This window comes from Acidobacteriota bacterium, from assembly GCA_012729555.1.
Taxonomy (GTDB): domain Bacteria; phylum Acidobacteriota; class UBA6911; order UBA6911; family UBA6911; genus UBA6911.
This window is the reverse complement of the sequence record JAAYCX010000072.1, coordinates 1-13,511: the sequence shown is the minus strand read 5'-3', so window position 1 is coordinate 13,511 and position 13,511 is coordinate 1. Positions and strand designations below refer to the sequence as shown.

At 67.3% G+C, this 13,511-nt stretch carries 12 protein-coding genes; 9 read left to right on the top strand and 3 right to left on the bottom strand.

Annotation, left to right across the window (positions count from 1 at the left end):
* Window positions 1-198 precede the first annotated feature (198 nt).
* The 7 genes from GXY47_12955 (at window position 199) to GXY47_12925 (ending at window position 8,256) form a co-directional block, all read left to right on the top strand.
* Window positions 199-843: a DUF4386 family protein gene (locus GXY47_12955; GenBank protein ID NLV32052.1), complete on the top strand. Its 645-nt coding sequence runs from the start codon at window positions 199-201 to the stop codon at window positions 841-843.
* A 97-nt stretch (window positions 844-940) separates the two neighbouring features.
* Window positions 941-1,459, top strand: a complete 519-nt coding sequence (locus GXY47_12950; GenBank protein NLV32051.1) for a sigma-70 family RNA polymerase sigma factor — start codon at window positions 941-943, stop codon at window positions 1,457-1,459.
* Window positions 1,460-1,468: 9 nt separating this feature from the next.
* On the top strand, window positions 1,469-3,889 hold the full coding sequence (locus GXY47_12945; GenBank protein ID NLV32050.1) for a hypothetical protein: 2,421 nt from the start codon (window positions 1,469-1,471) through the stop codon (window positions 3,887-3,889).
* Between the two features lie 43 nt (window positions 3,890-3,932).
* Entirely contained in the window at window positions 3,933-4,907 is a 975-nt protein-coding gene (locus GXY47_12940; GenBank protein ID NLV32049.1) for an ABC transporter ATP-binding protein, read from the top strand.
* A 28-nt stretch (window positions 4,908-4,935) separates the two neighbouring features.
* Complete coding sequence (locus GXY47_12935) at window positions 4,936-5,796, top strand: hypothetical protein (protein ID NLV32048.1); 861 nt, start codon at window positions 4,936-4,938, stop codon at window positions 5,794-5,796.
* On the top strand, window positions 5,706-6,725 hold the full coding sequence (locus tag GXY47_12930) for an ABC transporter ATP-binding protein (GenBank protein ID NLV32047.1): 1,020 nt from the start codon (window positions 5,706-5,708) through the stop codon (window positions 6,723-6,725). The genes GXY47_12935 and GXY47_12930 overlap by 91 nt, the downstream gene beginning before the upstream one ends.
* A 1-nt stretch (window position 6,726) precedes the next feature.
* The gene (locus GXY47_12925) at window positions 6,727-8,256 is read left to right on the top strand and encodes a discoidin domain-containing protein (GenBank protein NLV32046.1); all 1,530 of its coding nucleotides are present in this window, start codon (window positions 6,727-6,729) and stop codon (window positions 8,254-8,256) included.
* A gap of 45 nt (window positions 8,257-8,301) precedes the next feature.
* On the opposite strand, the gene GXY47_12920 is transcribed toward GXY47_12925, so the two are convergent.
* A complete protein-coding gene (locus GXY47_12920) occupies window positions 8,302-9,357 on the bottom strand; it encodes a hypothetical protein (protein NLV32045.1) in 1,056 nt (351 codons plus the stop codon).
* A 95-nt stretch (window positions 9,358-9,452) separates the two neighbouring features.
* Here GXY47_12920 and GXY47_12915 point away from each other — a divergent pair, with 95 nt between their 5' ends.
* Entirely contained in the window at window positions 9,453-9,854 is a 402-nt protein-coding gene (locus tag GXY47_12915) for an NYN domain-containing protein (GenBank protein ID NLV32044.1), read from the top strand.
* Window positions 9,855-9,857: 3 nt separating this feature from the next.
* On the opposite strand, the gene GXY47_12910 is transcribed toward GXY47_12915, so the two are convergent.
* The gene (locus tag GXY47_12910; protein ID NLV32043.1) at window positions 9,858-11,099 is read right to left on the bottom strand and encodes an OFA family MFS transporter; all 1,242 of its coding nucleotides are present in this window, start codon (window positions 11,097-11,099) and stop codon (window positions 9,858-9,860) included.
* Window positions 11,100-11,688: 589 nt separating this feature from the next.
* Between GXY47_12910 and GXY47_12905 the strand changes: the two genes are divergently transcribed.
* Window positions 11,689-11,838, top strand: coding sequence for a hypothetical protein (locus GXY47_12905; GenBank protein ID NLV32042.1), 150 nt, complete (start codon window positions 11,689-11,691; stop codon window positions 11,836-11,838).
* A 152-nt stretch (window positions 11,839-11,990) separates the two neighbouring features.
* On the opposite strand, the gene GXY47_12900 is transcribed toward GXY47_12905, so the two are convergent.
* Window positions 11,991-13,118 carry a Fic family protein gene (locus GXY47_12900; protein NLV32041.1) on the bottom strand — a complete coding sequence of 376 codons (1,128 nt, stop codon included), beginning with the start codon at window positions 13,116-13,118 and terminating at the stop codon, window positions 11,991-11,993.
* Between the last annotated feature and the right edge of the window lie 393 nt (window positions 13,119-13,511).

Sequence of the window (13,511 nt, the reverse complement as noted above, 5' to 3'; positions counted from 1 at the left end):
TCTGTGAAAATGTGTTCCGAAAAGTACAGGCTGTGTGGTAGATTGAGTCATCAAAAAGCCTCTTTTGCCGTATGCAACTTGATTGGCGTCAAGTAGTTATACGAACGAAGGGGCTTTTTGTTTTATCACTTCATGAATTATTCGGGTTAAAAACAAGGTTTGCCGTCAAAAAATCCGACTTCGGGAAGAGGAGGATTTATGAAACTTCAGAAAATCGGCGGGGTTGCCGCGATTGCTTCCATCTTTGTATGGTTTTCGGCCGTTTTGATATACCACTACTCCGGTCTTCCAGACGATCCGGTCAAGGCGATGGAGGCCTATTCGGCGGACCCTGCTCCTTCAAATATCTGCCTGGTATTGATTGAAGCCTGCTCCCTTTTGTTGATGGTTTTTTTTCTGGCTCTTCATGAGCGCATGCACGCCGGCGCCCCTTATCTCACGCGCATCATGCTGATAGCCATATCAGCGGCCGCTGCCATGGGAATCATGGAAGTGGTGATCTGGATAACGGGCATGCAGCTGATCGCGCCAGCCCGGGATGCTTCCGCCTACAGGGCCCTCGATGCCATATTCAACGGCTTGCACAATGCGGGCGGTCATGCAGGCATGTGGGCCGTACTTTTTGCCGGATGGGCCATCATAAAAACGAAGGTATTCCGCCCAATTCTCGGATGGCTGCTCCTTGGAGCCAGCATCCTCGCGATCCCTGAATTCATGATTCCCCAGATCGGACTGGTCAAACCCATTTATATCGCTTACGCAGTCATCATCTGGATGGGAATGGAACTGATCAGGGGAAAGACATCCTGGCCGACAGATAGAAATAGATCCTCGGCTATTTAGGGGCTGATATGCGGCCTGCCTGTTCCATTTCCGGGGCCCGGGCATAGAGTCTGTAATAATCGGGGCGCCGGCGCGTTATGGGTTCGAGGGCAGGGATATGGGAACAGCCGCGAATTTCATGAGCGCGCAGGCGGTCGCCATGACTCCATCATCGACTTTCGCCGAACTGTACGAAAGCCACTTCGCCGCGGTCTACCGCACGGCGCTCCGCGTCACCGGGAACCCGGCGGACGCCGAGGACGTGGTCCAGACCGTCTTTCTCCGGGTTCTCGACCGGGAGCATGGGCGGGACTACGCGCGCATGCCGGAGGCATTTTTCCGGCGCGCGGCGGCCAACGCCGCGATCGACCTCCTGCGCCGCAGGAGGGTGCGGGCGGAAACCGGGCTCGATGGCGCCCCGGCGCCCGCGGCGCGGGAAACGGAGGTGCTGCTCAAGGAGCGGCTGCGCCGCGCGATCGCCGGATTGCAGCCGGAGGACGCGCTCCTGTTTCTGTTGCGGCACGTGGAAGGATTCACCAACGGCGAACTGGCGCGCATGTTCGGGCAGGACAAGAACAACATAGCCGTCCGGCTCCACCGTATCCGGCATGCCCTGCAGATGGAACTGGAACGTTAGGAGGCGGCGATGTCAGAAGAGCGATTGGACAAGGCTTTGGAGGCGATGAGGAACGAGACCGCGGACGACGGGGAACTGGCCCGCGCCCGTGACCGCGTGTGGGGCCGGCTCTCGGAGGCCGCCCTCTGCGCCGATTTCCGGGCGCGGTTTCAGGAGTATGCGGACGGGACACTCGAGTCCGGCCCCCGGCTTCTGCTGGAGGACCACCTGGGCCGCTGCGCCGGCTGCCGGGCGGCCCTGGCCGCGCAAAGGGGGGAACGGACGGCGGCGCCCCAGCCGCGGCGCGCCGCGCGCTGGCCCCGCTGGGGCACCTGGGCCGCGGCGGCGGCGCTTTTCCTGGGGATCGCCTACCTGGGCCGGGCGCACCTGGATTCGCTGCTGGCGCCGGGCGGTCCGCGTGCCACGGTGGCTTCGGTCACCGGGAGCCTGTACCTCCTCCCGCAGGGGGTCCTGGCGCCGGGGGCGGAGATCGGGGAGGACGAGGTGGTGCGCACCGGTCCCGGCTCGCGGGCCGTCCTCCGCTTGGCCGACGGTTCCCTGGTGGAGGTCAACGAGCGCACCGAGCTTTCGGTCCACGCCGCCCGGAGCGGCCGGGTCGTCCGGCTCGAGCGCGGCGACGTCATCGTGCAGGCGGCCAGGCAGCGCCGCGGCCGGCTGCGGGTCGAGACGCGCGATGCGACGGCCTCGGTCAAGGGGACGGTCTTTGCCGTTTCCTCGGGACTCGGCGGGACCCTGGTCTCCGTCGTGGAGGGGAGTGTGGCGGTGGCCCAGGGCGGGGGCGAAACGCTCCTCGGCCCGGGGCAGCAGGCGGCCTCCAGCCCGGCGCTGATCCGGTCGGTTCCCGAGGCGGTGGCCTGGAGCCCTGACGCCGGGACCTATCTCGGGATCCTGGCCTCGCTGGCGCAGATAGAGAAACAGGTGGCGCTCCTCCCCTCGCCGGAGCTGCGCACCCGGTCGCGGCTGCTGCACCTCCTCCCCCCTGCAACCGTCGTCTACGGCGCCATGCCCAACATCGGCGACACCGTCGGCCGGACGCTCGAGTTCGCCGACCAGCAGGCGGCCGCCAACCCCGCTTTCGAGTCGTGGTGGACGTCCGATTCCGGGCGCTCCCTGCGACGGCTGCTCGGGCACCTGGAATCCGCGGCGCATCTCTGCGCCGATGAAATCGTCTTTGGATGGTCCCGCGGCGGCGCCGCCGGGGACGCGAGCCTCCCCATGATCCTCGCGGAGGTGCAGCCCGGGAGGGAGGCCGACATCGCCACCGTGCTGGAGGCGCTCGCCGGCCCGGGCGGCGGCCGGGCGCCGGCCTATCGTTTCGCGGACACGCTCCTGGTCCTCTCCGATTCCGAAGCACACCTCGAACGGGTGGTGGCCGGTCTGGGCCGGGGCGGGGAAACGCCCTTTATCCGGGCGATCGGGGAGCGGTACGCGCGCGGCGCGGGCTGGCTGCTCGCGCTCGATCTCGAGTCGATTCTCGCCTCGACGGCCTCCCCGGGCGGTTCCCCGGCCGATGTCGCCGGGATCAGCCGGGCGCGGCACCTGTTTCTGGAGCGGCGCGCCCCGCAGGGGGTCGAGGAGAACGACCTGACGCTCGCGTTTGCGGGCCCGCGGACCGGCATGGCGTCGGTGCTGGCGGAGGCCGGGTCGGGCGGCGCGGCCGAATACCTCCCCTCCGGCGTGCTCGCGGCCGGCTACGTTTCCATGCGCGAGCCGGAGCAGGTCTTCGGGGAGATGCTGCGGCTGGCGACGCAGTCCGATCCCTTGGCGGCCGGACGCCTCGCCGAGGCGGAAGCAAAACTCGGCCTCAGCTTTTCGGGCGACATCGCCGCGTCGATCGGGACGGAGTCGGCGGTGGGAATCGAGAGCGTCTCGACCGCGGGGCTGGGCTGGGTCATGGCCACCCTGGTCCACGACCCGGCCCGTCTCGACGGAGCGATCCGCGCCCTGGCCCGGGCCTGCAACGAGGCCAGCGAGGCGGCCGGCCGGCCGGGGCGGATCTTCGTGGAGCAGGAGGCATCGGGCGGGCGGACCTGGATGTCGCTCCAACCCGCTTCGGGCCCCGTCCCCCTCGTATGGACCTACGACCGCGGCTATCTGGTGGCGGCTTCCGATCGCGGCGCCGCCCTGCGGGCGATCGCCACGCGGGGGGGCGGTTCGGCCCTGGTCTGGTCGCACCAGTTCCGGACGCGGCTCCCCGCATCGATGGGACTCCATCCGTCCGGCTTCGCCTGGCTCGACACGAAAGGGGCCTTCGAAGGCTACGCCGGGCTGACGGCCGACCCGGTGCTCCGAACCCTGCTCGAGGAGCGCGAGCCGGTGCTGGTGGTTTTCAGCACGACCGGGGAACAAATCCGTGCGTCCAGCCGTAATCGATTAACGGGGCTGATGATGGACCTGATGCTCCTGCAGAACCTCCCACGGAATCCGTAGGGATGCCCCGGGGCGGCCGCAGGCCGGGGGGTATGGGCGCTTCATGACGTCGACCGTTGTCGAACTGGATGATCTCAGGGTGAGACTGGGGCGGCGGGAGATCCTCCGCGGGATCTCCTGCCGCCTCGGCGTTTCCGGAGTCGGCAGGGTCATCGGGCTGCTCGGGCCCAACGGCGCCGGCAAATCGACCCTGATCCGGACCCTGCTCGGATTCCACCGGCCGGCGGCCGGGAGGGCCCTGGTTCTCGGATGCGATTGCCGGAAGGAGCGCCGCGAGGTGCAGCGGCGCGTGGGCTACATGCCGGAGACCGACGCCTTCATCGGCAACATGTCGGCCGTCTCCTTCCTCACCCTCATGGCCCGGCTTTCGGGGCTCCCCGCAAAGGCCGCCCTGGAGCGGGCCCACCGGACACTGTTCCAGGTGGGCCTCGGGGAAGCGCGTTACCGCGAACTGGGCACCTACAGCCTGGGAATGCGGCAGATGGCGCGGCTGGCCCAGGCCATCATCCACGGCCCCGACCTGGTGGTGCTCGACGAGCCGACCAACGGGCTGGACCCCGCGGCGCGCCGGCGCATGCTCCGGCTCATCCGCGAAATGAAGGAGGAGCAGGGGATGAACGTCCTCCTCTCCTCCCACCTCCTCGGCGATGTCGAGGAGGTGTGCGACGAGGCCGTCATCATGCGCGAGGGCGGGATCGTGCACGCGTGCAACCTCGAGGAGGAGCGGCGCTCGAACCGGCGTTTCATCGAGCTCGAGGTGATGGGCCGGGACGCGGGTCTCGGCGGGGCGCTGGAGGCGGCCGGCGCCCACGGGATCACCGAAGGGGGCGGCCGCTGGCGCATCGTCCTCCCGCCCGAGGTCGCCATCGACGCGCTCTGGGGGCTGCTGGCGCGGCAGGGGCTGCTCGTGCGCAAGCTCGCGCACCGGCGCGATACGCTGGAGGAGATCTTTCTGAAGGCGATGGGCCGTATCACCCACACGCCGGGGGAAGCCGGGGACGCACCGCCGCGTTCCTGAAGGCGGGCGGGGAAGGGGGAGCGATTCGATGGCCGTCTACAGGATGGGATATCGGCGGTACGCGGGGCCGGTTACGGGACGGTGGGAGCGTTTCTGGGTGCTGCCGCGGGTGGCCTGGCGGCGCCTGTTCGCGGAGCGGCTGATCGTCGCCCTGCTGATGGCCGCCCTGGTCTGGCCCCTGCTCTGCGCCCTGTACATCTACGTCAGCCACCAGGCGGAACTGCTCGGGGGGATGGCCCGGCCGCTCCGGGACCTGGCCGGGATCGGCGGACCCTTCTTCATCGTGTTCATGAGGGTGCAGGCCGTCCTCGCCGTCCTCGTCGCGGCCCTGGCCGGGCCCGGCCTGATCGCGCCCGATCTCGCCGACAACGCCCTGCAGCTCTATTTCAGCCGCCCGCTCTCCCGGGCCGCGTACATCCTCGGGCGGCTCCTGACGCTCTCCGGCCTCCTCTCCCTGGTCACGTGGGTCCCGGGCCTGGTCCTGTTCGGGATCCAGGCGGGGATGGCCGGCGGGGGCTGGGCGGGCGCCAACTGGCGGCTCGGCGCGGGCATCGTCGCGGGACTCGGCGCATGGATCCTCCTGGTGAGCCTCGTGGCGCTGGCGGCGTCGGCAGCCGTGAAGATGCGGGTGGTGGCCGGGGGCCTCGTGCTCGGCTTCTTCTTCGTCCTGGGGGGCGCCACCGCGATGATCAACGCCGTCTTCCGGTCCACCTGGGCCGGCGTCCTGAATCCGGCCTGGGCGGCGCGCCGGTTGTGGTACGCCCTGCTCGGGGTGGATCCCCCCGCGGGGCCGGGAGCATGGGAGTCCGCCGCGGCGCTCGTGACTATCGCCCTCCTGCTCCTGGCCCTCCTCGCGCGGAGGCTGCGCCCCGTGGAGGTGACGGCGTGACCGGCCCCGAGGTGATCCTGGACGAAGTGTCGAAATTCTACGGCGAGGTGCTCGGGGTGAACCGCGTCAGCCTGGCCATCCCGCCGGGGATCACCAGCCTGGTGGGACCGAACGGCTCGGGGAAGACCACCCTGCTGAACCTGATGACGGGGCTGATCCTGCCCGACAGCGGGTCGGTCCTCATGCGCGGCATCTCCCCCCGCGACCCCGAACGGCTGATGCGCATCACGGGGTATGCCACCCAGTACGACGCGGCGCCGCGCCGGGCCACCGGCCACGGCTTCCTCACCGCCGGGCTGCTCCTGTACGGGTACGGGAGGAGCCAGGCCGAGGAAATGGCCTGGAACGCGCTCGGGCGGCTGGGGCTCGAGGAAGCGGCGCACCGGCGGATGGAATCCTATTCCAAGGGGATGCGGCAGCGCGTCCGCCTGGCGCAGGCGATCGCCCACGAGCCCGACCTGCTCCTGCTCGACGAGCCGCTCAACGGCCTGGATCCCCTGGTGCGCGCGGCGACCATCGAGCTTTTCCGCTCCTGGGCCGCCCAGGGACGCCACGTCATCCTCTCGAGCCACGTCCTCCGGGAGGTGGACCTGGTCAGCGACCGGGTGATCCTGATCGCCAACGGGATGGTGGTCGCCGAGGGGAAGATCCGCGATGTCCGGGAGGAGATTCGCGAGCAGCCGTGCCAGTATATCGTCCGCTGCGAGGACGCCTCGCGCCTGGCGGCCCGGCTGTTCGGCGGGAGCCACGTCGTCGAGGTCCGGCTCCTCGAGGATCGGACGGGGCTCCGGGTGCTGACGCGCGACCGCGAACGGTTCGCGCGCGCCCTCGGCTGCATGGCCCTCGAAGGGGAGCGGATCGAGAGCGTCATCCCCGCGGACGAGAACACGGACGCCCTTTACGAATACCTGATCGGTGCGGGGAGGTAGGATGCACAATCTGGACCGGGCCCGGCAGGCATGGACCATTGCCAGGATCGAACTGCGGCGCGCGTTTGTCTCCCGGCGCGCCTTCTGGGTCTACGGCCTGGCCCTGCTCCCCTCCCTCATCTTCCTGGGCGGCAGTCTCCAGGCCCGCCTGCGCGAGTCGAGGCTTTCGGCCGGCGGCCTGACCCCCGCCCCCCTCGTCGACGGGCTCCGGGAGGGCCAGGCGCCCGCGGAGGTGCTCGAGCGGCTCGGCAGGCCGGTCTATGACCGCCAGTGGGTGACCTCCCGGCGCGTGCGCGACGCCTCGGAACGCGACGGGGTCACCCGGCATCCGATCCAGCCCGCCGTCGAGGCCCGCTATGTCCGGCTCAACATCCTGCAGCCGGCCTATGGCAGCGACCGGACGGCGCGGATCTACGAATTCGAGGTCTACGGCGACGGCCCGGAAAACCTGGCGCTGGGGCGCCCGGCCACCTCCAGCCCCCCCTGCAGCGCCGGGGAAGGGCCGGAAAAGGCGTTCAACGGCAGCGTCGCGGGAGGCCCGACGGATCGCTGGTGCTCCCGGGGGGGGCGTCCCTATCTGCAGGTCGACCTCGGCGCGGCGCGCGAGGTCCGGCGCGTGGTGATCCGGCACGCCGGCGCCGGGGGGGAGCCGGAAGAACTCAACACCCGTCTCTTCAGCGTCCAGACCAGCGCGGATAACCGGCTGTTCACGACCGTGGTCGAGGGCACCGGTGCGCGCCTCGTCGACGAGATCACGGCCCACCGGGCGCTGACATACTTCGACGGGCGGCGCGAGGCCCGGCTGGAGTTCGCCGACGGAGCGCTCGCCTCCACGGACATCCGCCCGCTGCGCGATTTCGAGGGGGACCGCACGATCTTCGCGGGGGTGTTCCAGTACTTCTACCTGCGCCTGGCCGTTTTCTTCGGCTGCCTGGGCATCTTCATGAACCTCTTCCGGGGAGAGATGCTCGACAGGACCCTGCACTGCTGGCTGCTCGCCCCCGCGCGGCGCGGGGTGCTCCTGGCGGGAAAATACGGCGCCGGGCTGATCGCGTCGACGGTGATTTTCGCCGGAGGCGCGCTCCTCTGCCTGCTGGTGCTCCTGTGGACTCACGACCCGGCGGAGGTCGAGGCCTACTGGCGGGGGAGCGGGATGGCCCACGCCTTCTGGTACGCCCTGGCGGCGGCCCTGGGGTGCGTGGGGTACGGCAGCGTCTTTCTGGCGGCGGGGCTGCTCGTGCGCAACCCGATCCTTCCCGCGGCCGTCCTGCTCGGCTGGGAAGCGATCCACCCCTTCCTCCCCCGGGTTCTCCAGAAACTGAGCGTGCTTCATTACCTGCAGTCGCTCTGCCCGGTCCCCGCGCCGCCGGGCCGGGACCTGCCCGCCCTCCTGCAGCTGCTTTTGGCCCCCGCGGAGCCGGCCTCCCGCGCGGGTTCGATCCTCGGCCTCCTCCTCCTCACGGCGCTGGTGCTCGGGATCGCGCGCCGCGCCATCGGCCGCCTCGAAATCTCCTACGGCACGGAGTCATAGCTGGGAATCCCCCCTTTCCCGCACGGGATCGGGTGGCTGCCCCGCTTATTCGAGGACCCGGGCCTCGTCGGAGCGCCCTTCCTCCCAGCTGCTCCAGCCCGAGTTCATCCCGTAGGGGCACTTGTGCGACAGCGCCTCGATGCGGCGGATCCGGCCGTTCTCGATCCGGAACACCTCCGCGATCTGCCAGGTCCACGGGGTCACCGGGCCCAGGGTCACCTCGCGGCCCGAGGGGGTCGTGAAGTGCCGCGTCTTCCCGGCGCCGTGGTCGAAGAAGGCGAAGGCGAAGACGAGCCCCCGCTCCCGGTCCACTGCCGCGAACCGGCGGTCGCGGATGCGCGACACGAAATGGAGCAGTCCCGACTCGAACTGCTCCCGGCAGCTCCACGACGAGGAGTAGGAGGTCGCCGTTCGGGGGTCGGGTCTGGGCTCCCCCGGTGCCAGCGGCACGTTGGTCGTGCGCACCCCGTTTTCCAGCCGGTCGCAGTCATCGGTGAAGAGATAGACCCCCCTGCCGTCATTCTGCTGCATCCCCGAGAAATACATGTTGGCCGTCCGGACCAGGTCCCCGCGCGTCATCCGCCCGTCCTCGGGGATTTCCTCCCTGAAGAGCGGGTGGGGAGCCCCGAGCCGCTCCACGCTGATCCCCGCCGGGGGGAAGTCCTCTCCCGCCGCGCTGTCCGCCCGGAGCACGAGTTGCTCGGCCTCGTCGATGCGGCCGGAACGGATCCGGAGGCGCAGCGCGACGGCGACCGGGTCCCCCTCCCCCGGCCGCTCGCTCTCCTCCCTGGCCGTCCCGAAAAAGCCCACCTGCCCGCTCTTCACGTCGGGGACATAGAGCCGGTAGCTCCCTTTCCCCGTCATGCTGGCCCAGAGCCCCTCCCCCGGTTCGAGCCGGACGCCGTTTTCGGTGAAGCGCCAGCCGGGGGAAAACAGCCCCGGGTCCGGCTCGTGGGCCAGCATCGCGTCCAGGTAGCGGTCGACATAACCTTCGAGGCAGGCGCGGTCGCAGGCGGTTTCCGCAACGGGTTTCCGGCAGGCGGCGCCGGCCAGGGTCAGGCAAAGCGCGATGAAGGCGAAGATTCCCGATCGTTTCGGCATGGCAGGGCTCCCTCTTCCCGGTTGTGATTTCGGGACTACCCTAACGGAAAGGGCGTTCCCGGGTCAAGGCGGCGAGGCCGGGGTATAATGAAACCATGGTCATCGTGGACGGCAACAACGTGATGGGGCAGCGGGTGGGGTGGCACCGCGACAAGCCCGCGGCGCAGCGGCGCCTGCGGGAGGAGGTCGAGCGCTTCGCCCGGCGGGAAAACGAGGCGCACCTCCTGGTCTTCGACGCCGCGCCCGCCGGCACCCCGGATCAGACCGCGGTGGAAATGGACACTTCGCCCCTGACCACCCTGTACGCGCGCCGCGGCTCGAGCGCGGACGAACTCATCCTCGAGCGCCTGTACCGCCACGGCGACGGCGATCAGGTGTGCGTGGTGACCTCCGACCGGGCGCTCGCGCGCCAGGCGAGGGTGCTCGGGGCCCGGGTCGTCAGTTCGGGCGAATTCCGGCGCCGGCTCGAGCGGGGCGCCCGGTCGCCCGAAGCGTGAGCCTCAGGCCGCGATCGGTTCCGAATCCTCCGCCGCGTCCCGCTGCCGGCGCTGCATCCTCCCCGCGGCCAGGGCGAGCCCGAGACCCACGAGGCAAAGGGCGGCGGCGATGACGAAGGCCATCTGGTAACTGCCGCCGTGCATTTCCTTGGTGACGGCGGCGATCCGGGGGCCGATCACGCCGCCGATGGCGAAGGAGATGAACATGAGCCCGTAGTTGATGCTCAGGTGCCGGGTTCCGAACAGGTCGGCGGTGACGGGCGCGATCAGGGCGATGTAGCCCCCGTAACAGAGTTCGACGAGGAGCACGCCGGCGAGAAAGAGCGGGACCCAGCCCGAAGCCGCCAGCGCCACGAACGACAGGGTCGAGCAGGCGAAGAGCATCATCATCAGGGGGTAGCGGCCGATCCGGTCCGAAACACCGCCCAGAAACAGCCTCCCGATGGTGTTGGACGCGGCCAGGATGCTGACGATGAAGGCCGCCTGCTGCGCCGGGATCCCCATGGCCGACTGGATCATCGGGGAGGCGTGCCCCAGGATCATGAGCCCGGAGGTGGCCCCGATCGTGAGCGCGGCGAAGGCGACGTAAAACTGGGGGGTCGCGAGCATCCGGCGCCAGGTCAGATCCCGCGCCGCCGGGGCGGGGGAGGCCGAGGGCGCCACCTTGTGCATCCCGGTCCGGATGTCACGGGTGTCGGCGATCAGCCGGGAGGCGGCGGCGATGATGACAAACAGCCCCACTCCCAGGATTTTAAAGGCGTTGCCGATCCCGTACTGGGACGCCAGCCAGGCTCCCGCGGGGGCGAGCAGGACGGCGCCCGAACCGTAGCTGGCCACCATGACCCCCGAGATCAGCCCCTTCTTCTCGGGGAAGAGCTTGACCATGTAGGAAATCATCAGCGGGTAGATGGTCGTGGTCCCCACGCCCACCCCCAGGCCGAAGCTGAGATAGAGGGCGGGGATGGAACTGACCGTGCCGGTGGCGTAGAGGCTCACGCCGTACAGCGCGGCCCCGATCAGCACGATCGTCCTGGTCCTGAGGTACTCCTGGAGTTTCCCGACCAGGGGCGCGATCGCCCCCGCCAGGATGAAAAGGGTAAAGGCCGCGCTGACGGCCGACGTGGTCCAGCCGTACTTTTCGATCAGGGGGTTCTGAAAAACGCTCCAGGCATAGCCGATGCCGGCGCAGGCCTCGATGCCGATGCCCGCGAGCAGGGCTGTCGCCCGTCTGCTGGTGTTCGCCATGGGATAAAAGGTCCTTCCGTGCTTGAGGCAGCGGTTTTAAAGCAGGACCCGTCGAGGAGGGGAGTGCGGCGGTCGGACTCCGGCAGGCTGCGCCCGGAGCCTGCCGGCCCGGGCACACATCCCCCGACGTCATCGATCCGTCAACCCTGAATCCTTAACGTTCCAAAGGCCCCGTTGCCCGGGGTCCCGAGCCGACATCAGACTACCGCCAAGATGCTCCGCTTTGAAACGACTGCCAGTGTTTCCATCCGCGCGTCGGCCCTATCATCACCACCGACGGCGCCATCGTCCAACGCGCTCTTCCCATCCCCCCGCGGTCCGTCTTCCATCGGGTCCGGGGGATCGGGGGCCGGGCGGGTACGCCGCGCCTCGCGGCCCTCGGGATGCGCGCATAACTCTCCGCCCGCGCTCGGGCGAAGGGATTAAATAACAATAAAAAGGCTCCGCGTCAATGCCCCGGGATGTCGATCTCGATCAGCCGGCTTCCCTGTCGGCCCCTGATTCCAGAATCCTTCACCCAAAACACACTTGGCCCCATTGGATACGGGGAGGGAAGATCCGGCGTCATCACCGCCGGAAGGAGAGACCCATGGGGTGTCCGGCCGCCGTGCTCGAAGCCTGGGGACGACGCGCCGTGTGCGAGTCGGCCGAGACCATCGCGAGAATCCTCGCCTGTCTGGGCCTCCCGATCCGCCCGCCACCCGTCGCCCCTGCCGTGCCCGACAATGAATCGCCATGAATATAAACGGGTGCGGCCAAAATCGATGTCGATCGCCCCGATCTTCGATTTAAATGCCCCCCATAGTCAAGAGGGTGCTTTCGCAGTCGACATAATGAGGCTTATCAGTAGAGGGGAGGGGGAAGGGAATACCGGAGGAGTGGGGTCTGGCGCTAAGCGCCAAGATTACGGATGACTGGATCAACTCCCAAAAAATAGCGCGTGTGTTTCCGCTCGCCGCGGCGAATAAGCGCGCCCTTTGCGACAAGATCCTGCAAGTCGCGGGTGGCCGTGGCGCGAGAAGTCGATGTGATGCGAATATACTTCTCTGCGCTCATGCCGCCCTTGAATCCGCCAGGGCCTTCTTCGAACATTCGCAGCAAAGCCTTTTCCTGCCGTGGATTCAGTCGATCGCGCAGTCGATTCAGCAGCTTTGCTTTCTCGATCAGAAACTCGACGCGGATCTGAGTCGATTCCTGCGCCAGGACAACCGTGTCCGCAAACCACTCAAGCCATGGTGTAATCTCGTTGGTTTTGTTGGCATCCTGCAGCGCTCGATAATATTCCTTTTGCCTCTGTTTGATGGCATCCGCTAACGCCAGGAGCGTCGGATGACCCACCGCCTGCGACAGTGCTTTTTCGGAGACCGCGCGACCGATGCGGCCGTTGCCATCTTCGAAGGGATGTATGGTGACAAAATACAGGTGTGCGATGCCGGCTCTGGTAATCGGCGGCAAAGCAGACTCGCCTCCGGGAGTTGTTCGATTAAACCACTCAGCGAATCGCGCCATCTCTTTGGGGACAACCGATGACGGAGGTGCCTCGAAATGAACCTCTATACGATCCATCCGGTTTGTTATCACCTGCATCGATTCTTCATGAGTCCGGTAGCGGCCGATATCACGAAGATCCGTGCGTCCCTTCATCAACATCTGGTGCCATCGATAAAGCATCGGCTGGGCTAATGGTTGATCGTAGGTCCGATAGAGATCCACCATCATCTCCGCGATGCCCTGTTCTGCAGGCGGTATCCGGCGGTCGTCAGTCTGCAGACCGAATTGACGGCGAAGAGAAGATTGGACACTCTCGCGGTCGAGGATTTCCCCTTCAATGGCGGAAGTCTGAACGGCTTCGTCCCCGATCAGTTCGATTCGCAATTGTTCGCCGGCACCGGGATCCAGATGCCTGATCAATCCCGAAATCAATCCAGCTGAATGCAGAAAGCGAGCTTCCCTCGACTCCAGTCGATTCCTTTCATAGCGAAAATCAGGCCAGTCCGGTAGTTCCCAATTCCATGGCATGAGTTATAGAAACCTCTTTTATGGCTCACATATTAGTCATATTATGAGTTATAGGCCAGCATTATTTAGCTCAAAGGGGGATATGTCCTCCAATTTTCACGAGAATCCGGTTTTTCAGCCCATGCTGAAAATGGCAATATGGCTGCAAGCGGTGCATCCAATTCTGCCCTCAACGGCCGCGCCGAACGGTCTGGAATCCCTACAAGAACAAATCCTCCAAGTGCGACCTGTGCATCGATGCGCCCTTCTGGAGCAAAAAGGGGGGTCCCGATGGAGAACCCGCCTGTGTTACGAGCTGCCCGGCCAAGGCGCTCAGGATTGTCCATGAAACTCCTCCGCAGGAGGATGTATCCGGGTACGACGTCAATCTGGCTTCTCCGACGCCGAAGACGC

Excerpts from the sequence above, each read along its gene's own strand:
- GXY47_12950 (NLV32051.1), top strand. The coding sequence starts at position 941 with ATGGGAACAGCCGCGAATTTCATGAGCGCGCAGGCGGTCGCCATGACT.
- GXY47_12920 (NLV32045.1), bottom strand. The coding sequence starts at position 9,357 with ATGCCGAAACGATCGGGAATCTTCGCCTTCATCGCGCTTTGCCTGACC.
- GXY47_12925 (NLV32046.1), top strand. The coding sequence starts at position 6,727 with ATGCACAATCTGGACCGGGCCCGGCAGGCATGGACCATTGCCAGGATC.
- GXY47_12930 (NLV32047.1), top strand. The coding sequence starts at position 5,706 with ATGGGAGTCCGCCGCGGCGCTCGTGACTATCGCCCTCCTGCTCCTGGC.
- GXY47_12905 (NLV32042.1), top strand. The coding sequence starts at position 11,689 with ATGGGGTGTCCGGCCGCCGTGCTCGAAGCCTGGGGACGACGCGCCGTG.
- GXY47_12955 (NLV32052.1), top strand. The coding sequence starts at position 199 with ATGAAACTTCAGAAAATCGGCGGGGTTGCCGCGATTGCTTCCATCTTT.
- GXY47_12910 (NLV32043.1), bottom strand. The coding sequence starts at position 11,099 with ATGGCGAACACCAGCAGACGGGCGACAGCCCTGCTCGCGGGCATCGGC.
- GXY47_12935 (NLV32048.1), top strand. The coding sequence starts at position 4,936 with ATGGCCGTCTACAGGATGGGATATCGGCGGTACGCGGGGCCGGTTACG.
- GXY47_12945 (NLV32050.1), top strand. The coding sequence starts at position 1,469 with ATGTCAGAAGAGCGATTGGACAAGGCTTTGGAGGCGATGAGGAACGAG.
- GXY47_12900 (NLV32041.1), bottom strand. The coding sequence starts at position 13,118 with ATGCCATGGAATTGGGAACTACCGGACTGGCCTGATTTTCGCTATGAA.
- GXY47_12915 (NLV32044.1), top strand. The coding sequence starts at position 9,453 with ATGGTCATCGTGGACGGCAACAACGTGATGGGGCAGCGGGTGGGGTGG.
- GXY47_12940 (NLV32049.1), top strand. The coding sequence starts at position 3,933 with ATGACGTCGACCGTTGTCGAACTGGATGATCTCAGGGTGAGACTGGGG.